At 45.1% G+C, this 23,732-nt stretch carries 23 protein-coding genes and 1 other RNA gene; 16 read left to right on the top strand and 8 right to left on the bottom strand.

Features of this window, described 5'->3' with window-relative positions; all coding sequences use genetic code 11:
* Positions 1-54 precede the first annotated feature (54 nt).
* Both prsK and prsR read left to right on the top strand, forming a co-directional pair.
* Positions 55-2,061, top strand: coding sequence for an XrtA/PEP-CTERM system histidine kinase PrsK (gene prsK / locus ABD943_RS05585; protein ID WP_345292193.1), 2,007 nt, complete (start codon positions 55-57; stop codon positions 2,059-2,061).
* Entirely contained in the window at positions 2,048-3,403 is a 1,356-nt protein-coding gene (prsR, locus tag ABD943_RS05580) for a PEP-CTERM-box response regulator transcription factor (RefSeq protein ID WP_345292192.1), read from the top strand. Before prsK ends, prsR begins: the two co-directional genes overlap by 14 nt.
* Before the next feature lie 44 nt (positions 3,404-3,447).
* Here the strand turns inward: prsR and ABD943_RS05575 are convergent, their stop codons facing one another.
* The 7 genes from ABD943_RS05575 to zapB all read right to left on the bottom strand — a co-directional run bounded on the left by ABD943_RS05575 (position 3,448) and on the right by zapB (position 6,731).
* Positions 3,448-3,900 (bottom strand): hypothetical protein, encoded by a 453-nt coding sequence (locus tag ABD943_RS05575; protein ID WP_345292191.1) that lies wholly within the window; start codon positions 3,898-3,900, stop codon positions 3,448-3,450.
* 201 nt (positions 3,901-4,101) lie between these two features.
* Positions 4,102-4,761: a ribose-5-phosphate isomerase RpiA gene (gene rpiA, locus ABD943_RS05570; protein WP_345292190.1), complete on the bottom strand. Its 660-nt coding sequence runs from the start codon at positions 4,759-4,761 to the stop codon at positions 4,102-4,104.
* A complete protein-coding gene (locus ABD943_RS05565; RefSeq protein WP_345292189.1) occupies positions 4,758-5,228 on the bottom strand; it encodes an EVE domain-containing protein in 471 nt (156 codons plus the stop codon). Before ABD943_RS05565 ends, rpiA begins: the two co-directional genes overlap by 4 nt.
* Positions 5,229-5,301: 73 nt before the next feature.
* Positions 5,302-5,901 (bottom strand): 5-formyltetrahydrofolate cyclo-ligase, encoded by a 600-nt coding sequence (locus tag ABD943_RS05560; RefSeq protein ID WP_345292188.1) that lies wholly within the window; start codon positions 5,899-5,901, stop codon positions 5,302-5,304.
* Positions 5,901-6,081, bottom strand: a non-coding RNA gene (gene ssrS, locus ABD943_RS05555) — 6S RNA. Before ssrS ends, ABD943_RS05560 begins: the two co-directional genes overlap by 1 nt.
* A gap of 14 nt (positions 6,082-6,095) precedes the next feature.
* Positions 6,096-6,437 (bottom strand): cell division protein ZapA, encoded by a 342-nt coding sequence (locus tag ABD943_RS05550; protein WP_345292187.1) that lies wholly within the window; start codon positions 6,435-6,437, stop codon positions 6,096-6,098.
* Between the two features lie 96 nt (positions 6,438-6,533).
* Complete coding sequence (gene zapB, locus ABD943_RS05545) at positions 6,534-6,731, bottom strand: cell division protein ZapB (protein ID WP_345292186.1); 198 nt, start codon at positions 6,729-6,731, stop codon at positions 6,534-6,536.
* 195 nt (positions 6,732-6,926) lie between these two features.
* Here zapB and ABD943_RS05540 point away from each other — a divergent pair, with 195 nt between their 5' ends.
* The 7 genes from ABD943_RS05540 to ABD943_RS05510 all read left to right on the top strand — a co-directional run bounded on the left by ABD943_RS05540 (position 6,927) and on the right by ABD943_RS05510 (position 15,148).
* A complete protein-coding gene (locus tag ABD943_RS05540; RefSeq protein WP_345292185.1) occupies positions 6,927-7,484 on the top strand; it encodes a UPF0149 family protein in 558 nt (185 codons plus the stop codon).
* A gap of 14 nt (positions 7,485-7,498) precedes the next feature.
* The gene (locus ABD943_RS05535; RefSeq protein WP_345292184.1) at positions 7,499-8,821 is read left to right on the top strand and encodes an aminopeptidase P N-terminal domain-containing protein; all 1,323 of its coding nucleotides are present in this window, start codon (positions 7,499-7,501) and stop codon (positions 8,819-8,821) included.
* 7 nt (positions 8,822-8,828) lie between these two features.
* Positions 8,829-10,052 carry a 2-octaprenyl-6-methoxyphenyl hydroxylase gene (ubiH, locus tag ABD943_RS05530; RefSeq protein ID WP_345292183.1) on the top strand — a complete coding sequence of 408 codons (1,224 nt, stop codon included), beginning with the start codon at positions 8,829-8,831 and terminating at the stop codon, positions 10,050-10,052.
* Positions 10,042-11,019 carry a hypothetical protein gene (locus ABD943_RS05525; RefSeq protein ID WP_345292182.1) on the top strand — a complete coding sequence of 326 codons (978 nt, stop codon included), beginning with the start codon at positions 10,042-10,044 and terminating at the stop codon, positions 11,017-11,019. Before ubiH ends, ABD943_RS05525 begins: the two co-directional genes overlap by 11 nt.
* The gene (locus tag ABD943_RS05520; protein ID WP_345292181.1) at positions 11,016-12,224 is read left to right on the top strand and encodes a UbiH/UbiF/VisC/COQ6 family ubiquinone biosynthesis hydroxylase; all 1,209 of its coding nucleotides are present in this window, start codon (positions 11,016-11,018) and stop codon (positions 12,222-12,224) included. The genes ABD943_RS05525 and ABD943_RS05520 overlap by 4 nt, the downstream gene beginning before the upstream one ends.
* A 118-nt stretch (positions 12,225-12,342) precedes the next feature.
* Complete coding sequence (locus tag ABD943_RS05515) at positions 12,343-13,425, top strand: Fe(3+) ABC transporter substrate-binding protein (RefSeq protein ID WP_345292690.1); 1,083 nt, start codon at positions 12,343-12,345, stop codon at positions 13,423-13,425.
* A gap of 79 nt (positions 13,426-13,504) precedes the next feature.
* A complete protein-coding gene (locus ABD943_RS05510; RefSeq protein WP_345292180.1) occupies positions 13,505-15,148 on the top strand; it encodes an ABC transporter permease in 1,644 nt (547 codons plus the stop codon).
* Here ABD943_RS05510 and ABD943_RS05505 read toward each other — a convergent pair.
* Positions 15,145-15,333: a hypothetical protein gene (locus tag ABD943_RS05505; RefSeq protein WP_345292179.1), complete on the bottom strand. Its 189-nt coding sequence runs from the start codon at positions 15,331-15,333 to the stop codon at positions 15,145-15,147. The two genes, ABD943_RS05510 and ABD943_RS05505, sit on opposite strands and share 4 nt — an antisense overlap.
* A gap of 218 nt (positions 15,334-15,551) precedes the next feature.
* Here ABD943_RS05505 and gcvT point away from each other — a divergent pair, with 218 nt between their 5' ends.
* From gcvT to ABD943_RS05470, 7 genes are all read left to right on the top strand, one after another.
* The gene (gene gcvT / locus ABD943_RS05500; protein ID WP_345292178.1) at positions 15,552-16,640 is read left to right on the top strand and encodes a glycine cleavage system aminomethyltransferase GcvT; all 1,089 of its coding nucleotides are present in this window, start codon (positions 15,552-15,554) and stop codon (positions 16,638-16,640) included.
* Between the two features lie 142 nt (positions 16,641-16,782).
* On the top strand, positions 16,783-17,169 hold the full coding sequence (gene gcvH / locus ABD943_RS05495) for a glycine cleavage system protein GcvH (protein ID WP_345292177.1): 387 nt from the start codon (positions 16,783-16,785) through the stop codon (positions 17,167-17,169).
* A gap of 369 nt (positions 17,170-17,538) precedes the next feature.
* Entirely contained in the window at positions 17,539-20,403 is a 2,865-nt protein-coding gene (gene gcvP / locus ABD943_RS05490; protein ID WP_345292176.1) for an aminomethyl-transferring glycine dehydrogenase, read from the top strand.
* A 121-nt stretch (positions 20,404-20,524) separates the two neighbouring features.
* A complete protein-coding gene (locus ABD943_RS05485) occupies positions 20,525-20,752 on the top strand; it encodes a hypothetical protein (RefSeq protein ID WP_345292175.1) in 228 nt (75 codons plus the stop codon).
* The gene (locus ABD943_RS05480) at positions 20,752-21,534 is read left to right on the top strand and encodes an SAM-dependent methyltransferase (RefSeq protein ID WP_345292174.1); all 783 of its coding nucleotides are present in this window, start codon (positions 20,752-20,754) and stop codon (positions 21,532-21,534) included. Before ABD943_RS05485 ends, ABD943_RS05480 begins: the two co-directional genes overlap by 1 nt.
* Before the next feature lie 56 nt (positions 21,535-21,590).
* Positions 21,591-22,655, top strand: a complete 1,065-nt coding sequence (locus tag ABD943_RS05475) for a tetratricopeptide repeat protein (protein WP_345292173.1) — start codon at positions 21,591-21,593, stop codon at positions 22,653-22,655.
* A gap of 184 nt (positions 22,656-22,839) precedes the next feature.
* Entirely contained in the window at positions 22,840-23,730 is an 891-nt protein-coding gene (locus ABD943_RS05470) for a tetratricopeptide repeat protein (protein WP_345292172.1), read from the top strand.
* The last annotated feature ends 2 nt before the right edge of the window (positions 23,731-23,732 follow it).

Here is a 23,732-nt window from a genome sequence, read left to right as displayed (position 1 = left end):
ATCTTTAGGCGCAATTCTTTTATAACAAAGATTCATTCAAACGAATAAAATACCATGGCAGGTTTCATCGCCAGTATTATTCTGGCTATTTATCTTTTAGTGTTAACAATAATGCGCTGGCGGCGTATTGCTTTGTTTTGGCCGCTATCTGTGGTTGCGCTGACAATGGCAATCTGGGGTGGCGCAAAGTTACTCGAAGATGTCTACAATTTGCCATTCTGGTTGTTAGAGTGGATTCGCCTTTTCGGTTTTTTCTGCACCTTAGCACTCTTCATGTGGAAGTTCGCTCGTCCAAGCCACTGGGTTAATTTGGCTGTCTGCGTGGTACTGGCGGTGTGGCTGTTTGCCCAATTCCAAGATTTAGACGCCGTTGGGGCATTAATCAACCCGGGTTTTGCAGGACTGATTTTGCTCCTTCTGCTGCACTTGGTTGAGATCGCTGGCAATCAGTTCGCCGAAACTTACCGACGAGAAATCGCTACATTAGCCGGAGCAATCGGCTTTATTCTGGTTTGGGACTTGATGTGCATGCTATTGCTGATGCTCGATCAATCGCGCACTCCAGAAGTTTTGGATATCTCACGCTCTATCGTTACCTCGCTGGCCATCAGCTTTAGTATTATCCACCTGCAAGGGATTGAGCATAGCCGCTTTCAGCTGAATGAGGTGTTGCCAAGGTATCGCCCTGAGAGCGGGTTGAATATTTTTGCGATTTACTGCTGGATTGCGGTGGTTGGCTATATCCTAATTGAAAGAGCAACCCATAACGCCGAATTAGCGCTCGCCTTCTTACTGACGGCGGGTATTGGCTTTATGGTTTTGGCCTATAACAAACGTTTCTTTGGCCAGCTAAAGATCTTATACCGCAAACTATTCTCCGCCTATAAATACGATTACCGCGAAAGCTGGATACGATTTAACCGAGCGCTGGATGAAGCCAATGTTACTGGAAATTATTACCAGCTGTCGATTAAAGCGATTGGCAATATTATCGGCAGTCCGGCAGGAAAGCTATGGAGTTTGCGTAACGACAGTTTTGGTTTTGTTGATCACTGGGAGTCGCCGCTCTCAGAGGACATGAGCTACCAGCTACCACGATCACTCAGCGATTTTATTGATAAAACTAACTGGGTCATTGATATTCAGGAGTATCAAAAGAATGCCGATATGTATCGTGGGCTTGAGATTGATCTAGCGGATACGTTATTCAGAAACCATCGTATCTTTATCCCGCTACGACGCAATGATGAGTTGATCGGTATCGTCGGCTTGGCGTCGAGTTATAGTAAGCCTATCTTAAACTGGGAAGATCATGATCTGTTGAAAGCAGCTGGGTTACAGATGGCCAGTTATTTAGCCATGTTTGAGGCGACCACACAAATCTATGAGCAACAACACTTCGATGCTTTCAACCGTCTTTCGGCCTTCGTGGTTCATGATATAAAAAACGTAACCGCACAACTGGAGTTGATCACTCATAACGCTGAGCGCTATCGGGACAATCAAGAATTTATTGATGATACTTTTGAAACCGTAACCAGTGCGACCAATCGTCTGAACAAGATGTTAACGCAACTCAAGCGGGGCCGTTCCACTACGGACCTGCGCAAGGTTTGCGATTTAACCTGGATTGTGGACAGTTTTCAAAAGAATGCCGAGCGACTGAAGTGGACAGGAGATGTCCCTGACGTAAAAGTGATCGCGGAAAAAGATGCACTATTGAATATTATCCAGCATTTGCATCAAAATGGACTGGAGGCAAGTGATGGCGAGAGTCTTGTCACGCACCGAGTTGAGTTACAAAATGATCAGGTTCACTGGCATATCTATGACCAAGGAAGTGGCATGGATGGTGAATTTATGCGAAAGCAACTGTTCAAACCGTTTGTCACCACAAAAGGCAACGCAGGGATTGGTATTGGTGTTTATCAGTGCCGCTATTTGCTACAAAGCTTCGGTGGTGATTTAATTATCCATAGTGAAGTTAATCAAGGTACGCATTGTATCGCGATTCTAGCCTCTCCAGCAGGAGAGAGGGATGGGGAATATGGCACAGAATAAACCTGAATTATTAGTCATTGAAGACGATAAAGGACTCCAAAAACAGCTCAAATGGTCACTGGATGAGTACCATGTTGTGCTGTCAGAAGATAAAGACACATCACTGGTTGAGCTGCGACGGTTTCAGCCCAAAGTCATCACGCTCGATTTAGGATTGCCGCCCGACCCAGCCAACGCTAGCGCGGGCTTGGAGTTGCTTGAAGAGATTTTAAAGCTATCACCTGCCAGCAAAATCATTGTTGTTACGGGCAACGATGAGCGTGAAGTGGCGATGCGGGCTGTAGAGCTTGGTGCCTACGATTATTACCATAAGCCGATCCAACCCGAAGAGTTGAAGTTGATCATTAATCGGGCTTTTGAGTTGGCCAATTTGGAAGAGGAAAGTCGTGTTTATCGTCGCAATGAGAATATGCGTTTTCATGGCATTGTCGCGACCAGCCCGAAAATGTTAGCCGTTTGTCAGAAGATTGAAAAAGTTGCACCGACCGATCTTAGCGTGATGTTAGAAGGGGATAGTGGTACGGGTAAAGAGGTTTTGGCCCGCGCAGTTCATAACCTGAGTGAACGCAGTGATGGCCCGTTCTCGTACTTAAATTGTGCAGCAATCCCAGAAAATTTATTGGAAACCGAGCTGTTTGGTTATGACGCGACGGGGTTTAGCCAAGGCCAAGCGAGTAACAGCCAAGGCAAAATTGAAGAAGCTGATGGCGGGACTCTATTTCTGGATGAAATAGGGATGATGCCAATGTCCTTACAAGCAAAGTTCATGCGAGTGCTCACGGACTCTGTGGTAGAGCGTGTCGGTAGCCGAGACGCTAAAAAAGTGAATATTCGCGTGGTCTGTGCTGCCAACAACCAGCTGGAAAAGCAGGTTCAGGAAGGCAAGTTCCGAGAAGACCTGTTTTACAAGTTGAATGAAATTAATATTGTGATTCCACCGTTGGCGGAGCGTGATGGCGATGTGGTTCTGATTGCGCGAGCCATGCTAAACCGCTTCAACAAACAGTTTGGTCGAAATATTCGAAGCTTTACGAAAGACGCGGTACAAGCAATGGAGGCTTATGCTTGGCCGGGCAATGTTCGTGAGCTGGAGAATAAAATCAAAAGTGCGGTGGTGATGTCTGAAAATACGCAAATATCGTCAGAAGACCTACAAATTGAAGAGTCTCAGCTGCGCGAAATGCCACTGAACTTACGTCAGGTACGCGAGGCAGCTGAAACACGAGCGATTCAAAGGGCTATTGTTCTGGCGGATGGGAATATTTCGCAAGCGGCTAAACTGTTGGGGTTAACTCGACCAACGCTATACAGTTTAATGGATAAATACAGTATCCACTCTTAGCTCTTATTAAAGAGTGGTTCGAACGGTGCTCTGTGTTTAGCGCGCTAGAGCTTTAAAATCTGCGCTAACAATAGAAATAGGCTACCGATAAAAAGTGTCAGCAAGCCAAAAAAGAGCAGAGTATAGTGGGTTTGCTGATAGCTTTCTGCATCCCCACGAATGACATTGTTCGCTTTGCGCTGTTTTCGCACCACTTCCAATAAGGATGCGTTTTGAGCGGGTCTATTACGTGTCCTGTTGTCAAAAAGTTCATTGAGGTAGCTCTCATAGTGAGAGCATTGCCGAAGTTTGAGATAGCCCGACTTTAGTTGCAGTGACTGCCAGCCGAGTAATATGCAGGCGAAAAATAAGTGGCTGTAGGCGATCAAGTCAGCTGTCGACGGCTCCATAAAATCACTCCAAGCAAAATTTACGCCATGGAACAGCAGCCAGCAACAGGCCACATACAAAGGGTAAAAGAGCAGTAAATGGTAAAGCGCCAACCAGGGTTTGGCCATCGGTTGTGGCGTGGATTTTATGGAATGCGACATCTCTTGGATTCTAATGGAGCTATTTTTAAGCGGTTAATCATAGCGGAGTTTGGGCTATGGAACTGCCGAAGGAATCAAGTTTTGGTGAGTTTAGGAGTAATAGGAGGCTTTGAGGGTGAATCAAAGCTTCCCCACAGAGTAGGAAAGCTTATGATTGAGCCCCGAACTCTAGCGAGTTAAGGTTTCTACTGAGTCAGCCTTTCCGAGTAGTAAGACATCCGCCGCTCTATCAGCGAAGAGGCCATTGGTGACAACGCCGACGATATTGTTGAGGATGCGTTCTAACTTTATAGGCTCGTTGATTTCTAAACTGTGCACATCGAGAATCACGTTACCGTTGTCAGTCGTAAAGCCTGAGCGATAAACTGGATCACCGCCCAACTTCACGATTTCCCTTGCGACATAGCTCCTAGCCATGGGGATCACTTCGACCGGCAATGGGAACTCACCCAAGCGACGTACGAGCTTTGATTCATCAGCAATACAAACAAACTTTTCAGCGACAGCGGCAATGATTTTTTCGCGTGTTAAAGCGCCACCTCCGCCTTTTATGAGTTCGAGCAGGTGATTCGATTCATCAGCGCCATCGACATAAACTGGAATTCTATCAACATCATTAAGCTCAAATACTTCGATGCCGTGAGACTTTAACCGTTTGGTTGAGGCTTCTGAACTAGAAACGGCGCCTTGAATCTTGTGCTTTATCGTCGCTAGCTCATCGATAAAGAAATTGACGGTCGAGCCAGTGCCGACACCAACGATTGAGCCTTCTTCGACATAATCGATGGCGGCTTTGCCAACCAACGCCTTGAGTTCGTCTTGGGTCATGCTTTGTCGTCCTCAATACTTAATATAAAGTCCCATTCGTCTTTCTCAATCGGCATAATCGATAGGCGATTGCCTTTTTGAACAAGACGCATATCGGATAATTCCGGGTAACCCTTAAGCTCGTCCAACGGGATTTCACGTTTTAAATCACGGACATGGGTAACATCAACCATGTACCAACGCGGCTTATCAGGGTTGCTTTTCGGATCGTAATACTTTTCGTCGGGATCAAACGCGGTATGATCGACATAACCCTCTTTCGTTACTTCCATGACGCCAACAATCGCAGGTGGCTTGCAGTTCGAGTGGTAAAAGAAGACTTGATCGCCAACCTTCATATCATCACGCATCATGTTGCGTGCCTGATAGTTGCGCACGCCATCCCAATGGTCGGTTTTTTTAGGCAAAGCTTTAAGGTGCTCGATACCAAAAACATCAGGCTCAGATTTCATTAACCAGTAGGCCATAATTCTCGTTTGGTTGTTTTATTGATGACGCCAAGTATAAAACATGGCAGAGGAAAATGTTAGGGGCGAGCGGTTACTGGTCGAAGAACCGATGGTAGTGATTAGGTGTGATGACGCCATCCATCTTTAAATCCCACTGTTCAGTGGGCACTTTGGAGATTTTCTGCAAATTATAGGCTAAACCAATCAGGAGTGGTCGCTTGTCAGTGGGCATATCGGAGAAAACGGTATCGTAATAACCGCCTCCCATACCCAGTCGATTGCCGGTACCGTCAAAGGCAACCAGTGGCATAAAAACTAATGACAGCTCACTAGGAGCGATGGCTTTGCTAGAGCTGGCAACGGGTTCTAAGATGCCATACTTCCCTTTTTCCACGGAATCTCGTCCAGTGTAAGGCAGAAACCACATGGAACGTTTGCGTCCGCTGCGAATTTTTGGGACATAACATTTTTTGCCTAAAGATAAGGCGTATTCAATGATAGGCAAGCAGCTAATTTCACCGGCTATTGGTAGGTAAAAAGCGATATTGTCATGGTTTTCAATCAGCTCGGCTTTGGAGACATGGCCCATTAAGGCAATGGCTGAACGTTGCATAAAGGGCGAGGTAAGGTTCTGCCGATCATGCTTGATTCGTGTACGAATATAGTTTTTTTGTGCGACAAATTCGTTCATAAAAACCCAGACTGCCGTTGTAGGTAATAGCCCTGAAACCCGGAGTTTCAAGGGGGGAGTCCATGTGCGGGATCAGGCTTTCCGGTCTAAGCGGACTTGCGCAACACCCACATTGAGGAATCCCTAAATAACAATTATCGGCTCGAGGACGGTCACTACTGACGAACAGCCCAGGTGAGCCCAGTATAACAAAATCAGGGATTATCCGTCAGCCCTATTTGTTCGCTTTCTTGGAGTGCGTCATCAATTTTATTGCGTATCAGTTGAATACGCTGTTCCATATCTGACATCTCGTCCGAATCGATACCTGGCGAGTTTAGGAGTTCATAGCTTAGATTGAGTGCTGCCATGATAGCAATGCGCTCAAGCCCTAGGACCTTTCCAGAGGAGCGTATTTCTCGCATACGCTTATCTAAAAAGTTAGCGGCTTGTAACAAGGTTTGGTGCTCGTCTTCAGGACTTGCAACCTGAAATTCTTTCCCCAGTATGGTGATATTCACCGGAGTAGCTTTGGATTTAGCCATGGTATCAGCCATTTCTTATTCATCTTCCTGTCGGTTAAAGTGTTTACAGGACGCCCCCGAAAATTATGTAACTGCAAGCTTGCTTGTGCTTTTTATAGTGAATCGCTCTTAAATAGATTTTAAGCGAGATATCATTAAATCAATCTGCTTACGAGCAGACTCGTTACGACTGTGCAAACGATCTCTTTCAACACGAAGTTCATTGACCTGTTGTCTAAGTTGTTTATTTTCAGTATCAATGGTGTTGAAACGCGCTAATAGTGCATCAACTTTTTCTTCTAACTGTTCAAATTGACTTTCTGTCATAGTGAGCCGAGATAGCAAGTTACCCAATTTTGTTAAAGTATACTATAAAGTTCTGAGAATGAGTGGTCAATCAATAATCAATTACAAAGCCAACTGTTTCGCGACATATCGGCTAAGTTTTAGCGATAAACTGGGTTTTGTCTTTAACAAGGGTTACACTAACGCCAGAATTAACCGTTTTCACTGTATTTTTCTATGAACTACACTCAAGCAGCTGAGTTATGTCAAAATTTCTTCCCCGATCTAACGCCATCAGAGCTTGCAGGGATGATTCATGGTCTCTTCGGCCATGGTTTTGTGATTGAAGCTGGCCGTTGGCAACAGCACATGAGCGAATATTTAGCGTCTGGTGAGCCGTTGCCTGAACCTGCATTAGAGGGACTGGAACAACTCATCGCCTTTTGTCAAAAAGATTACCAGGCCGACTCTTTTTCGATTGATCTGATGAAGCCTGAGGACGATTACCCACTGGAGCAACGCGCCAAAGCCATTGGTGAATGGTGTCAGGGCTATTTGGTTGGTTATGGTCTTGTGCCGAGCAAGGACAATAAAGAACTAGAAGGCGAGTCTAAAGAGGCCTTACAGGATATCGGCGAAATAGCAAAAATTGATTTTGAAATGTCTGAGCCTGACGAAGCGATGGAAAAAGCATTTGTGACGGTGTGTGAACACATTAAAATGTCAGCGCTTATATTGTTTCAGGCAAACCAGCCTGAGCCGATTCCTGATCCAGAGCAGCAACAGATTCACTAACCAATAAGCATTGTATGAGAGCCATTAATTTCGCCGCGCGACGCAAAAAGTTAATGCAATGGATGGGGCCAAACTCTATTGCGATTTTACCGGCTGCTGAAGAAAAAGTACGCAGTCATGATGTTAACTTTCCCTTTCGACAAGATAACAACTTCTGGTATTTGACCGGTTTTAATGAGCCTGATGCGGTTATGGTGTTGATTCCCGGCCGTAAACAGGCGGAGTTTATTCTCTTCAACCGTGAAAAAGATACCACGCAAGAGCGTTGGCACGGTAAACGCTTAGGACAGGATGGCGCCATTGAGCAGTTGGGTGCGGAAGATGCTTTCCCCATTGATGATATTGACGATATCTTGCCCGGATTGATGGAAGGGCGTGATCGGATTTATTTTGCATTAGGCGCGAACTCCGAATTTGATCATAAGGTCATGGAGTGGCGCAGCGAGCTGATGACTTCACCAGCAAAACGTACTGCCTCGCCGGGTGAGTTGATTGATATTGGGCATCATTTACACGATATGCGCTTAATCAAATCAGCAGCCGAGATACAGCGTATTCGCCATGCAGCAAAGACTTCTGCGAAAGCTCATATCGCGCTCATCAAAGCTTGTGCCCCGGGGAAGTCAGAGCGAGAAATGGAAACTGAGTTACATTACCACTTTGCCAAAGGGGGCTGTCGCTATCCTGCTTACCCTTCGATTATCGCGTCCGGCGACAATGCAAATATTTTGCATTACATCGAAAATCAGGATGAGATGGTAGAAGGCGACCTGTTGTTGGTTGATGCCGGTGGTGAATTTGAGCACTATGCGTCTGATATTAGCCGGACCATTCCGGTGAGTGGTCAATACAGTGATGCGCAGGCCGCGCTGTATGACGTGGTGTTAGAGGCGCAATTGGCGGCGATTGAGATGGTCAAGCCGGGAAATCATTGGGATCATATCCACAATAAAGCCGTTGAAGTGTTAACCAAAGGGTTAATCAAGCTTAATATTCTAAAGGGGGATGCAACCGATTTGATCAAACGTGGCGTTTACCGAGAGTTTTATATGCACAAAACGGGACACTGGTTAGGATTGGATGTGCATGATGTTGGTGATTACCACTTGCACGGAGAGCCTCGTGTATTGGAGCCTGGGATGGTTTTAACTGTCGAGCCAGCGCTCTATATTCCGCATAGTATGACTCGCGTTAACGGGCATAATATTGCTAAAAAATGGCGTGGAATCGGTATCCGAATTGAAGATGACGTATTGGTGACCAGTAAGGGTTACGATATTTTATCCAAAGATGTTCCTAAAACACGGGACGAGATCGAACGTTTAATGGCAGGTTAAGCAGAGCATGACAGCAAAGCCTAAAGAAAAATATCCCGTCGTCATTGTCGGTGGTGGCATGGCTGGGGCGAGTTTGGCCTTAGCTTTGGCTCGGCAGGGTATTGCTTGTGCTGTTTTTGAGGCTTTTGCTGCAGACACTCCAAGCCAGCCCAGCTTCGATGATCGTACCGTCGCATTATCTGCGGCATCCTTAAATATTCTGCGCCACCTTGGCCTTAACGATAACCTTCTACGTGCAGCTGAGCCGATTGAACAGATCCATGTGTCTGAGCAAGGGCATATTGGGTTTTCGAGGTTAAATGCCGCTGACTTTAAGGTCGAGCAATTAGGTGCGGTGATTGAAAATTGGCAGTTGGGCAAGATTTTGCATCAAGCGATCGATCAGCAGGAACTCATTGACTGGTTTGCACCGACAAAGGTGGTGGACCTTGAGCAGAGCAGCGAGCAAGCAGAGTTGCGAATTGAGACTGCCGATGGAGACGTTGGCGTTAAAGCTTCGCTGGTGATTCTGGCGGATGGCGCGCGCTCGCCACTGCGCGAGAGCTTACACATTGATTGTGAGCAACGCGATTTTGGAACTTCTGCGATTGTGTGCAATGTTGCAACGCAACAGCCGCATCAGGGCTGTGCTTTTGAGCGTTTTACTCAGCATGGGCCATTGGCGTTGTTGCCGTTAACGCAAAACCGAATGGCGTTGGTGTGGTCAAAACCAAACGAGCAAATCGAACCGTACTTATCCCTGTCAGAGAGCGACTTTGCCAAAGCCCTAGAGTCAGAGCTTGGAGCGCGTCTAGGCAGTATTACCAAAGTCGGTAAGTGCAGTGCTTTTCCTTTGGTGCAACTGAAAGCGGAAACGCTGTTTCGTGGACGTTGTGTGCTCATTGGGAATGCGGCGCAATCATTACACCCGATTGCGGGACAAGGCTTTAACCTGGGTTTAAGGGATGTGGCCTATTTAAGTCAATGCCTAGGGCAGGTTGATGATGAGGACTATGGCAGCTACTCAACCCTAAGACAGTACGCCGAGCAACGGCAGACCGATCGGGAGCAAGCTTTGTGGGTGACGGAGTCCTTGGCGAGACTTTTTTCTAATCCATGGGCACCGTTGGCCTTATCGCGAAATGTATTGTTAAAAGGCTTGGACTTAGCCCCTTTTGCTAAAGGCGTGTTTGCCCAACAGGCCATGGGCTTTAATTTCAATAACAGTGAGCTAGCAGCTAATGACGAATAAAATTATTGGGCTGCTTGCTGCGGTGGTGATCGTGTTGGCGTTGGTGGCCTATCATTTATGGAGTGAAGACAAGGGTGTGTTGATTGAAGACGTACCGACGACGCCAATGGAGAACACTGAGGCTTCACAACCAGCGAGAGCGACTGAAAAAACTGATGCATCGGTTGAGCTAACTGATAAGGACGAGCAGCCAACGCCACCTAAGGCAGTGGTCGCTAAGCGTCAAAACGAGTCGGCATCCGATAACGAGAACAAGGAAATTTGTCAGCTGGTAGATCAATACGATGATTGGTACCCGAAAGGCGATAGTTATGAATCCGAAAAGTTTATGGACGAAGTAAAAGCGTGGGCATTCTCGCGTGGGTATTTTGAAACTGAGTACAGCAAAGGCAATCTTGATATAAAGAAACGCTCGGATTACGACTATTACGAAATCGATGATCTGGAAGAAATGGCCAAGGCGGGCGATTCGATGGCCAATGTCCGGCTTGCTTATCGACTGTACATCAAGGGTGACAAAGACAATATGAAGCGCGCACAGCCGTATTGTGACCGAGCAATTGCTGATGGCTACACAGCGTTGGTGATGTGTAAATCTTCCTACTTAGCGACGAGAATTTATGAAGAGCGGCGTAAAGAGGGCGAAGAGGCCGATCGTGGGCGCTTGAAAGCATTGGAGTTGGAATATTTAGCGTGGGAGCAAGCCACGGATCGTCTTGGCGACCAGCTGGGCGGAAAAATTACCGGAAACATGGTCAACGAGATTGAAAATGAATTTGATGAACAGCTCATCAAGCAACGGACGGATGCTTTAGTTGATGACATAACAAAGCAACGACAGCGATTAGGGATAGAGCTACGAAACCATCCGCCGCTACCAGAACTTTTGGCGTTTGTGATTGGTGAAACTGGAAATCCGTTGGAATCGTTTAAAGCGTGTTTTGAGGATGAAAAGGGCTCACGATGATAGGTAAGAGTAACCGACAAGCTAAACTCGATTATGATGTCATCATCGTTGGTGGTGGCATGGTAGGGTTGGCGTTAACGGCTAAGTTGGCGCAACTCGATTTGCGTGTGGCTGTTATTGATCCGAAACCTGTGGAGCTCAGCTGGGACGAAAAGACCGTGGATGCTCGTGTTAGCGCGATGACTCGTGCCAGTCAGAAGCTGTTTCAGGACGTCGGTGCTTGGCAGCTAATCGAAGCACCGTATCGGTCTGATTATCAGCGAATGTTTGTCTGGGATGGTGAATCATCACGTGGCAAAATTGCGTTTGATGCCAGCTTAATTGCGGAGCAAAATTTAGGTTACATTATTGAGAATCGAGTGTTGCGTCGTGCCTTGTATCAGTCGACTGAGAACGTTCGAACGGTGGATTGGCTGTGCCCTGAAAAGTGCCAAGCTGTTGATTATCAAGAAAACTATGCGGAGCTTACCTTAGCTTCAGGTAAGAGAATGAAGGCCTCGCTATTGGTCGCCGCGGATGGTGCCTTTTCATGGCTACGCAAAGCCAGCGACATTGGTCAAGAGCAGCAAGCATACGGACACAAGGCTATCGTCTGTACGGTCAAAACCGAAAAGCCCCATCAGAAAACGGCTTGGCAGCGATTCGACCATCATGGTCCTTTGGCTTTTCTTCCCTTGGCGAACAGTCATCTGTGTTCAATTGTATGGTCGGTTGATGAAGCTTATGCCGAGGAATTATTAACGCTCAACGTCGCTGATTTTGAAAAGCGCTTGAGTCAGACCTTTGAAATGAGTTTGGGGCAAGTGACGCTGGAATCTAGGCCAGTGTCTTTCCCATTGTATGAGCGAACAGCGAGCGCCATGGCTCTGCATCGATTGGCTTTAATCGGTGATGCCGCTCATACCATTCATCCGCTTGCGGGGCAGGGCGTGAACCTTGGATTTTCCGATGCCTTAGAGCTTGCTAAGGTGATTGAAACCTCATTAGCGAAAGGCGCGGATATTGGGCTAAAGCATCGTTTGCGACCTTTTGAGCGAGCGCGCAAGTCAGAAACTAAGGCGATGCAGTTGGCGATGCAGAGCTTTAAGCGACTGTTTGAGCAAGAAATACCAGCGCTACAAATGGCGCGCAGTTATGGCTTAGCTATGACCGATAAACACCCCCTACTAAAGCAAACCCTGATTAGAAAAGCGATGGGCTTGTAAGTGAGTCGCTGAATAACGCGATTGTCATAAAACTCTGCTTGAAATTACAAATGATAATAATTATCATTTGTGCATTATATCTCTACGGGAAATCCCCAGGATTTTTTAAATGAAAACAATGAATAAATGGCTTGTTTCAATAGTAGCGGCTTCTGCTTTAACGCTAACGGCTTGTGGTGACTCTGAGAAAGAGCAAGCTAAAACTAATGAGCAATCTGCTACACCAGAACAGCAGTCTCCAGCCGCTGAAAAGCAAGGTGCGGCGCAAAAAGAAATTGTGGTCTATTCCTCGCGTAAAGAACACTTGATCAAACCGTTCTTTGAGCAGTTCACGAAAGAAACCGGTATTCCAGTGGTCTATATCACTGATGGCGCAGCACCCCTAATCAGTCGATTAAAAGCTGAGGGCGAGCGCTCGCCAGCGGATATATTGATGACAGTCGATGCGGGCAATTTATGGCAGGCGACTCAGGAAGGTATTTTACAGCCGATAGAATCCGATGTACTTGAAAGCAATATTCCAGAGAGTCTTCAAGATCCCGGTAACGAGTGGTTTGGTTTAACGGTGCGTGCGCGAACGATTGTTTACAGTAAGGAGCGTGTTAATCCCGAAAACCTGACAACCTATGAAGCTTTGGGTGATGAGCAATGGAAAGGTCGCTTGTGCTTAAGAACCTCGAAGAAAGTGTATAACCAGTCGCTAGTGGCAATGTTGGTTGCTCGTCACGGCGAAGAAAAGGCGCAAGAGATTGTTGAAGGCTGGGTCGCCAACTTAGCAACGGATCCTTTCTCAAACGACACTAAGGTCATGAACGCGATTGAAGCGGGCGCTTGTGATGTGGGTATCGTTAACACCTATTACTTTGGTCGTTTGGAAAAAGAAAACCCAGAAATACCGGTAGCATTGTTCTGGCCAAACCAAGATACGTCGGGCGTCCACGTTAATATTTCTGGCGCGGGTATCACCAAGCACTCTTCTAATGTCGAAAATGCGACAAAGCTGATAGAATGGCTATCGAGTGCAGACGCACAGCAAATGTACGCTGGTCACAATATGGAATATCCAGCGAATGCAGAGATTAAGCCTGTTCCAGAAGTGGAAGCTTGGGGAAGTTTTAAAGCCGATGATATGAATTTATCAAAAGCGGGCGAGCTTCAACCGCAAGCGGTTAAAGTGATGGATCGATCAGGCTATAAATAAATACACTTGTCATTCCGTCGAAGGGCGGGATGACAAAATAACAATAGGTGTCATTGCTAGCCTAAAATGACTTCAAATAATGATCGGCAATAAATTATTAAGATCTAACGACGCCAGCGTTCATCGCTGGCGTCAACGTATGGGCGCTTGGTTGCCGGTCATATTGCTTTCCGCCGTGTTTGCAATTTGTGTCATGCCGTTGGTGCCTCTTTTAGCTTCATGGGGACAGGTTGAACCTGAACTGTGGTCACATCTTTGGCAAACCGAGTTACGACAACTCTTTTCTAATACGATTATTCTGATCACCTTAGTAGGCACAGCCAGTTTCCTGCTCGGCGTCAGTTTGGCGTGGTTGGTGGTGATGTACGATTTCCCCGGGCGTAGTATTTTACAGTGGGGTCTGATGCTACCGCTAGCGATCCCGCCCTATATATTAGCGTTCGTCTTGTTAGGCTTTACTGACTTTGGCGGGCCGATGCAGCAGTTTTTGTTTGCGCTTGGACTGGGCATTGAGTGGCTGCCAGATATGCGTAACCCTTTGGGCGTGGGCTTGGTGTTCACCTTATCGCTTTACCCGTATGTGTATTTACTGATGCGCAGTGCCTTGCAACGAAAAGGCCGCTCAAGTTACGAAAGTGCCCGCACATTAGGTTACAGCAAAGCCGCCGCGTTCTGGCGGTTGGTTATTCCGCTAACGCGTCCTGCATGGGTGGCGGGTCTGGCGCTGGTGTTGATGGAAACTTTGGCTGACTTTGGTGCTGTGAGTATTTTTAATTACAACACTTTTACCACTGCCGTTTATAAGTCATGGTATGGGTTTTACAGTCACGGCACTGCGGCGCAGCTCGCGTGCTTGTTATTGCTTTTTGTCAGTATGGCGGTGATTGCTGAAAAATGGGGCCGCGGAAAAGGGCGTTATGAACAATCCGGAGCAGCGCTGAAGCAGTACCGTCAGCGTTTAAGCGGTGGCTGGGGCCTAGTGGCACAGTGCGGTGCTTGGTTGGTCTTCGCCTTAGGCTTTATATTGCCAGTCATTCAGTTGGTATATTGGGTCGTCAGTAGTTTTGAGCAACACACGGAGGGTACCATTGATTTACTGATCAACACGGTACTGTTAGCCGTGCTTGCTGCGGTAATCACACTGCTTGTCGCCAGTATTATGGTCTGGGCGCAGCGTCATAAGCAAACCAAACCACGAGGCGTGATGACCGAGGTCTCGCAGCTTGGTTACGCCATGCCAGGAACCGTATTGGCGGTAGGCATCATGATGGCGCTCAACGGTATCGACAGTTGGATTGCCGATATTATGGATGATCAAAGCCAATGGTTAGCAACTGGATTGTTTGCGTTGTTACTGGCTTACGTGATTCGCTTCTTGCGCATTGGTTACGGACCATTGGCCAGCTCGATGGGGCAAATTAAACCAAGTGTGGTAGAAACCGCTGGAATTTTGGGTGCTGGAAAACGTGAGCGTTTATTCCGCGTGTATATTCCGCTGTTGCGCCCAGGCGTACTGACTGCTTTATTGCTAGTCTTCGTCGAAGTGATGAAGGAAATGCCGGCAACGCTGATATTGCGTACCTATGGCTGGGACACGCTTGCGGTGCGGATCTACGAACTCAGCGCTGAAGGTCAGTGGGAGCTGACTTCGCTCCCAGCCATCATGCTTGTAGCCGTAGGTATTATTCCGGTAATTCTGCTGATTAAGAAGAGTGAGCTTTAAGCTTGTGTAGAGTTTACTTGGCTTTCGGCTAGCTTCTTACCGATGAACTTTCCGATTAGACTAAAAGCCATAAGGCTGAGAAAGCCGGATAGAATATTTCCTGCTAGATAACCAACAGTAAAAGAAACAATCGCAGCAAGTAAGAAAAGTATTTCCTTTCCGATAGATTTTAACAAGTTCAACATTCCCAATCCTTGTGTTTGAAATACGGATGAATTATGGAGATGGCCACCAATCTCTTCAAGCACTTAAGTGTAAGGATATTTTTCTGAATATAATCAAAAGCTATTTGGGATAGTGTTTTACTGGTCTGACTCTACCTTTTCGGGTTCTTTTGTCTTAAGAACCCCTGTATAATCATGCGCCATTATTACCACTCAATTGTTTAAGGAACGGTGTCGTTATGGGTAGCAAAACACCTTTATATCAAGCTCATGTTGATGCTGAGGCACGCATTGTCGATTTTGGCGGCTGGGATATGCCGTTAAACTATGGTTCACAACTTGATGAACATGCTGCAGTGCGTGAAGCGGCGGGTATGTTCGACGTATCGCATATGACCATCGTCGAGATTAAAGGCAGCGAAGCGAAGCCGTATCTACAGTATTTATTAGCAAACGACGTGGCGAAGCTTCAAGAGTCTGGCAAAGCGCTATATACGGGCATGTTACATGAAGATGGTGGCGTGATTGACGATCTTATCGTTTATTACTTGAATGATGCCCATTATCGCGTGGTCGTGAATGCGGCGACTCGCGAGAAAGATCTGGCGTGGTTAGAGAACGTTGCCCAGCAGTTTGATGTCTCCGTGGAGGAGCGTTCAGATTTGGCGATTATTGCTGTTCAAGGGCCTGAAGCGATAGAAAAAGCGCAGGCGACCTTTAGTGATGAACAAAAAGCAGCAGTGTCAGAATTAAAGCCATTCATGGCCGCTTACGCAGGCGATCTGTTCGTTGCTCGTACAGGGTATACCGGCGAAGACGGGTACGAAATTCTAGTTCCAGACAATAAAGCCATTGAATTGTGGAATGCGTTGATTAATGCAGGTGTGAAGCCATGCGGCTTAGCGGCGCGCGATACCTTGCGCCTTGAAGCTGGCATGAACCTGTATGGTCACGATATGGATGAAACGGTGTCGCCGCTTGAAGCAAACATGGGCTGGACCATTGCGTGGGAGCCTGAAGGCCGTGACTTTGTGGGGCGTAAAGCGCTAACAGAGCAGAAAGCCAACGGTGTTGCACGTAAGTTGATTGGCTTGGTACTGGACGGCAAAGGCATTATGCGTGAAGGTCAAGAAGTGGTGCTGAATGATGAGGTTGTTGGCGTTGTTACCTCTGGCACTATGTCGCCAACAACGGGTAAAAGCATTGCGATGGCACGCGTGCAGCGTTCTGTTGATGCCGAAGATGTACTAGTGCAAGTTCGTAAGAAGCAAATTCCAGCAAAAGTGGTCAAGCCAAGCTTTGTGCGTAAAGGTAAGTCATTGATTTAATGTTGGCCGAAAGCTAGGACTTAAAGACCTTTGTTGCCCGAGGATAAACGCTTGGGCAGCGTTTAACTTTGATATACAATACGATTAATTTTTAAACTGATAGCCACCTCAATGGGTGTCGGGGGCTATAGAGGAAGAGACAATGAGCCAAATTCCAGCTGAATTAAAATATGTATCGAGCCATGAGTGGATTCGTGATGAAGGTGACGGCATTGTAACCGTTGGTATTACTGAGCACGCGCAAGAGTTGCTTGGTGATGTGGTGTTTGTAGAAGCGCCAGAAGTGGATAGCGAAGTTGATGTAGAAGACGAAATCGCAGTGGTTGAGTCAGTAAAAGCTGCGTCAGATATCTATGCGCCATTAGCGGGCACAATCACCGAAGTCAACGAAGAGCTGGAAGATTCACCAGAATTAATCAATAGCGATCCCTATGGTGATGGCTGGATGTTCAAGATGAAAATTGATTCGGGTGATTTGGATTCGCTACTGTCGGCAGAGCAGTACGCTGAAGAAATCGCTGACGAATAGAAAAATTATTAAAACGCCATTATGCGTTGTTGAAGCCTTAGCTCAGAAAAGTCATTTACTTATGTAAACTCCTTTTCTTCACTGAAGACTTCGCCTCGCCTAAAGACGTTTTTCTAAATTTTCAGATTTGAAGTTAAATGCTCTGAACGCAATAAAAGTTTAGTTGGTTAGTTTTCTAAAGTTTTAAGATTTGGAGCTAAATGCTCTGAGCTGAGCATTAAATAAATAGGATGGGTTAGCCGAGAGGCGTAACCCATCGGCCACTATATAAGCAGTGGCACGCTTTAAGGGCCTCGAGTTGTTCGAGGCTTTTTCGATTCAACAGTTTATGCAGATCGGCATAAGTGAAATAAGTAGGTCGCGACCAGTATGACTGATAAAACAAGCTTGCAAGAATTACAGCAGTCGGATGATTTTATCCGCCGCCATTTAGGCCCTCGTGAGAACGAGATTCAGGAAATGCTCACTGAGTTGGGCTTGTCGTCGTTAGACGATTTGGTGGAAAAGGCTGTTCCGCACAAAATCCAAGTTAAGGAACCGATTGGCGTTGAAGCGTCACGTTCAGAGCGTGAAACCTTGGATTATTTGCAGTCATTGGCGGATGAAAATATTGTCGCAAAGTCATACATCGGTATGGGCTATTACGACACAGTCACGCCGGCAGTTATTCAGCGCAATGTTTTGGAAAATCCAGCATGGTACACGGCTTACACACCTTACCAGCCTGAGATCGCACAAGGTCGTTTGGAAGCTATTTTAAACTTTCAGCAAATGACGATGGATTTGACCGGAATGGAGCTGGCCAGTGCCTCATTGCTGGATGAAGCGACAGCCGCTGCTGAAGCCATGGGCTTAGCCAAGCGTTCGTCGAAGAATAAAAAGTGCAATACCTTCTTTGTTGACGAAAAAACATTCCCACAAACGATTGATGTGGTAAAGACACGCGCTGAGCATTACGGCTGGGATTTAATCATTGGGCCAATTGAAGACGCTGCTAACCATGATGTGTTTGGTGCTTTATTGTCATACACCAATGTCCATGGCGATATTGTTGACTTAGAAAGTATTATCGCGGCGCTACACGACAAAAAAGCCGTGGCGTGTGTCGCAGCGGATATTATGAGCTTGGTGATGCTGAAATCTCCCGGCGAGATGGGTGCTGATGTGGTATTTGGCTCTGCGCAACGTTTTGGCGTTCCGATGGGTTTTGGTGGCCCGCATGCTGCATTCTTCGCGACACGCGACTCATTCAAGCGCTCGTTGCCTGGCCGTATTATTGGGGTATCAAAAGATACTCGTGGTAATAATGCGTTGCGTATGGCGATGCAAACCCGCGAACAGCACATCCGCCGTGAGAAGGCGACGTCTAATATCTGTACAGCTCAGGTATTACTCGCCAATATTGCCAGTTTTTATGCGGTCTACCATGGCAAAAAAGGCTTAACGACGATTGCTAACCGTATTAATCGTTATGCGTCTATTGCTGCATCAGCGGTGGTCAATGCTGGCTTGGAAGTGGTGAATGATCACTGGTTTGATACAGTCACTTTCCGTGCTTCGGATGTAGAGGCTATTCAAGATCGTGCCAAAGAAGCACTCGTGAACCTGCATTATGATGGTGATTTAATCAGCTTTTCTATCGATGAAGCGAAAAGCCAAGCGGATATTGAGCAATTAATCGAAGTTATTACTGGCGCAGAGTCAGACATATTTGGTTTAGATAATGAAGCTCAGTCATCGATTCCAGAACAGTTAGTTCGCCAGTCGGATTTCCTAACGCACCCAACATTTAACGACTACTATTCTGAAACCGATATGTTGCGTTATATCAAGCGTTTGGAAACTAAAGACTTTTCATTAGTGCACGGCATGATCCCTCTAGGTTCGTGTACCATGAAATTGAATGCGACCAGCGAGATGATGCCAGTAACCTGGCCAAAATTCGCATGCATTCATCCGTTTGCGCCAGAAGACCAAACCTACGGTTACATCAAGATGATCAAGGAACTGGAAGCGGACTTAGTGGAAATTACCGGTTACGACTTTGTATCGATGCAGCCTAACTCAGGTGCACAAGGCGAGTACGCGGGTCTTATCGCGATTAAGAAATACCATGAAAGCCAAGGCGAAGGACACCGTAATATCTGCCTGATCCCAAGCTCCGCGCATGGTACTAATCCCGCTTCAGCGCAAATGGCGGGCATGAAAGTGGTGATTACAAAGTGTGATGACAACGGTAACGTTGATGTTGACGATCTGAAAGCTAAAGCTGAAGAGATGAAAGACAACTTAGCTGCACTGATGGTGACCTATCCTTCGACACACGGCGTTTATGAAGAAGAGATTAAAGACATTTGTGACATCATCCATGACAACGGCGGTCAGGTTTACATGGATGGCGCTAACATGAATGCTCAGGTCGGTATTTCACGTCCGGGCGATATTGGCTCAGACGTCTCACACCTAAACCTACACAAAACGTTCGCCATTCCTCATGGCGGTGGTGGCCCTGGCATGGGGCCTATTGGTGTGAAGTCGCACTTAGCGCCGTTTGTATCAGGCCACTCGGTACGCAAAATCCACAGTGTAGAAGCTCGTGACAATGCGGTATCAGCAGCACCATACGGCAGCGGAATGATTCTTCCAATTTCGTGGGCTTACATCAAAATGCTAGGTCAAGTGGGTTTACGCAAATCAACGGAAGTCGCGTTATTAAATGCTAACTACTTGAAAAATAAGCTTTCGGAGCATTACCCTGTATTGTATGTCGGTCGTAACGATAAAGTCGCTCACGAGTGCATCATTGATTTACGTGACATTAAAAATGAAACGGGTATTAGTGAGGTTGACCTTGCTAAGCGCTTGATGGATTACGGTTTCCATGCGCCTACAATGAGTTTCCCAGTCGCTGGAACCTTTATGATTGAACCGACGGAGAGTGAGTCAAAGTATGAGCTGGATCGTTTTGTAGATGCCATGATCCGCATCCGTCAGGAAGTTAAGAAAGTCGCAAGTGGTGAGTGGGATAAAGACAACAACCCACTGGTTAATGCACCGCACACTCAAGCCGATTTACGTGACTGGGATAAGCCCTACACGATAGCGGAAGCGATTTACCCGTCGGAAGCCACGATTTTAAGTAAATTCTGGCCAACCACAAACCGAATTGATGACGTGTTCGGCGACAGAAACTTAATGTGCAGTTGCCCAGCGACAGAAACGTATGCTGAGTAACTAAGTTGAGAGCCAGTTACTTGACTCAAAAGCCAGCGTTTGCTGGCTTTTTTCGTAATCGTAAGCTATAAATGGAGCGTTTGGCTTGAAGCGCATGTATTTAGGGTAAAGGAACAAGGCTATGTCAAAGAAGAAGTTAGAAGAGTTTGTCATTAAACTTTCAGAAGACCCAAAGCTCAATCAATCTTATGTAGAAAACCCAGAGGCAGTCATGAAAGACTTTGGTTTAGAAGATAAAGAAATTACAGCAGTAATGAAAGGAGATTCAAAAGAGGTGGAGAAACTTTTAGGTACTAAAGCCGTTTGCATTTTTATGGTTACAATGATGAAAAGCGATGATAAAGAATAATGACTAAAGGAACCTATATAGCTGTTAGCACAGGAATACTACTAGCAGGCCACCTTTCTGTAAGAACGAAAAAAATAATAGAGGATGCAGATGTTGTGTTTTCATTAATGCCTCATCCAATAGCTGAGAGCTGGCTTGAAACTGTTAGTAAGGAGCATATAAGTTTGCAACCTTATTATGGTGAAGGAAAATACAGAAAAGAAACATATGAAGAAATGATAGAAGCGATACTTGCAGAAGTACGGAAAGGAAGAAGCGTTTGTGGAGCCTTTTATGGGCATGCAGGGGTATTTTCTTGGGTACCACATGAATCCATAAAAAGAGCAAAAAATGAAGGTTATTTTGCGTATATGGAGCCTGGGATTTCAGCAGAGGCATGTTTGTACTCAGATCTACTCATTGACCCTGGCTCGTGTGGTGTGCAAAGTTATGAAGCTACGCAGTTTCTTTATTATGGTCATAAGCCTAATAAATACAGTTACTTACTATTATGGCAGATTGCATTAGCAGGAGATACCACAGCTAAGACCTTTAAGACAGATCCAGAGAAAGTAAAGCATCTGACTGAGCATTTAAAACAATGGTATGATAGTGAGCATGAAGTAATATTATATGAAGCTGCTTTTCTCCCTATAGATAAAGTCAGGAGTGAGAAAGTAGCTTTGAAAGATGTTCATAAAGTAGAGCTGAAGTTGCATACCACGCTTGTCATACCGCCTGTAGATGCAATAAGTTTTGATAGAGAATTAGCTGAGGAGTTGGCTCAGAAAAGTTCGAAGTAACAAAAGAGTATAGGAGTAATGAAGTTGTTATCGGAAAATTTCAGGAGAGTATTTAGTTGATCAAGCTACTTAATGTTTTTGTTGTTTATAGTCTAGTAGTAAGTTCAGTATTTGCAAATGAAACTACTACTTTCATTGAACTTAAGAAAATCGAAGAAAGCTTAACCAACAATGTATCAGAATCTGCTCAAAAGTTAGAGTCTTTATCTAAAAATAAAAATGAATTTAATAGCGAAGAGATCTATTTCTTTAATTTGTTAAAAGCTCATATCCTTCTTTTGCAAAACAAACCAGATCAAAGTTTAGAGCTATTAGGCCATCTGGATAAGCTGGAAACTAGCAGTGCAGGAAGAGAAGGAATTAAGCATCTTCTAACTGCATCAATAAATCATTATAAAGGGCATAGTGTAGAGGCCTTTGTTTCGCTAGATAAATCGTTAGACCTACTAGATAAAATAAAAAAACAAGAATACAAATCAAGAATCTTAATTAATGCGGTGGGGCTCTATAAAGATGCTGATTTAATTGATTTTTCTTTAGATTATGGGCGTAGAGCTCTAGTTTTAGCAAATCAATTGAAGGACCCTTCTAAAATTTGTGATGCCACTTATGAGTTGGCTTCAATTGAACTGCTGACAAAAAAATATCAAATGGCAGAGAATAGATTGTTAAGCGCCAAGTCGTACTGTGAGAAAGCGCAACATAAAATTTTACTTTTGGGTGTAAGTTACTCAATATTAGAGTTACGAATTGAAACAGGAAAATTAGATAAAGCAAGAGAAATAGCAAACGAGCTACATCCTAAAATGATAGATTATGGGTGGGATGTACTTATTTCAGCATCACACTCAATGCTAGCAAGATTAGAACTAAGTGAAGCAAACTTTAAAAAAGCAGAAGAGCATGCAAAAAAAGCTTATAAGATTGCTAAAAAGACAAATGATAGAAAACGAATGGAAGTTGCAAGTCGTTTATTAGCACAAATATATACAGAATTAGAAAATGATAAAGAAGCTATAAAGTTCTATAAGGAGTATATGGAGTTGAACGATGCGAACAAGACTAGGATAAGACAAAGAAAGATGGCTTTTGATATGGCCAGGCGCGGAAAGTTAGAGTAGGCTCGCTTTGGAGTCAAAAGACATATTAATCATGAAATTAACAGTTTCTCTTTTTATCCTTATATTTTCTAGCGCTCTGTCTGCGAGCTTCTATATACAGCTCAAAAGGATCGAATCCAGCAATCTGAAAAGTCTAGTAGAGCTAAAGCAGTCTCTTACTAAGCTCGGTGAGAAAAGCGAGTCAATGAGTCAAAAAGAGAGAGATCTGTACCAACTTATCAAGGGTCACTTTTATTATATTGAAGGTAAACATAATGAGGCTAAGACTTTATTAAGTGATTTGGCAAAATCAACAAACAACTCGAATATTCAAGCAAGAGCATATTCGATAGCGGCAGCTTCAGCTTGGACTTTAGGGAAAGCCATTGATTCATTTATATACATAAAAAAAGCCAATGAGTTATTACCTAAAGTAAATGATAATGATTACAGGGTTCGGATTCTTCAAAATATTTCATCTATATATAAAGATGCGGAGCTATATGAGTATGCACTTGAAAGTAGCCGCCAATTAAAGCTAGAAGCAGAAAAAACAAGGAAAAATACGGATCGTTGTGTTGCTAATTATGAGCTAGCATCCATTGAGAGGAAGGTTGGGTTTTATGATTTAGCTTTAGATAGATTACTAAAAAGCATAAAGTATTGTGAAAAAGCAAAGATGACGATGTTTTTACTTGGAATAGATGATGAGATTGCAAGAATAGAAGGGGAGCAAGGGAACGTTGCATCAGCTATTGCCAGATTAAGAAATTTGATTCCAAAAGCTGAAGAGTATGGATGGGATATGGGAGCCTATATTGTATACATTAACCTCTCAAAGCAATTACTCAAAACTGAAAGTTACGAGGAGGCCGAGGCGTATGCACTTGAAGGCTTTAATATGTCCTCTTATAGGAAAGATAAAAAGAGATTGCAAAATGCTTCGGGAATTTTGGCTGAAGTTTATTCAGCCCTAGAAGAAAATGATAAAGCCCTAAAGTACTTTCGGATTTATAGACGCTTAAGTAATGAAAGAGAAATAAAGTTACGACAAAGAAAGCTTGCCTTTGATACTGCTAATACGAGGGGCTTGTAATC

This window comes from Kangiella marina (genome assembly GCF_039541235.1).
Taxonomy (GTDB): Bacteria; Pseudomonadota; Gammaproteobacteria; order Enterobacterales; family Kangiellaceae; genus Kangiella; species Kangiella marina.
Note: the sequence above shows the minus strand (reverse complement) of the source record. Positions and strands in the feature narration are given on the sequence as shown.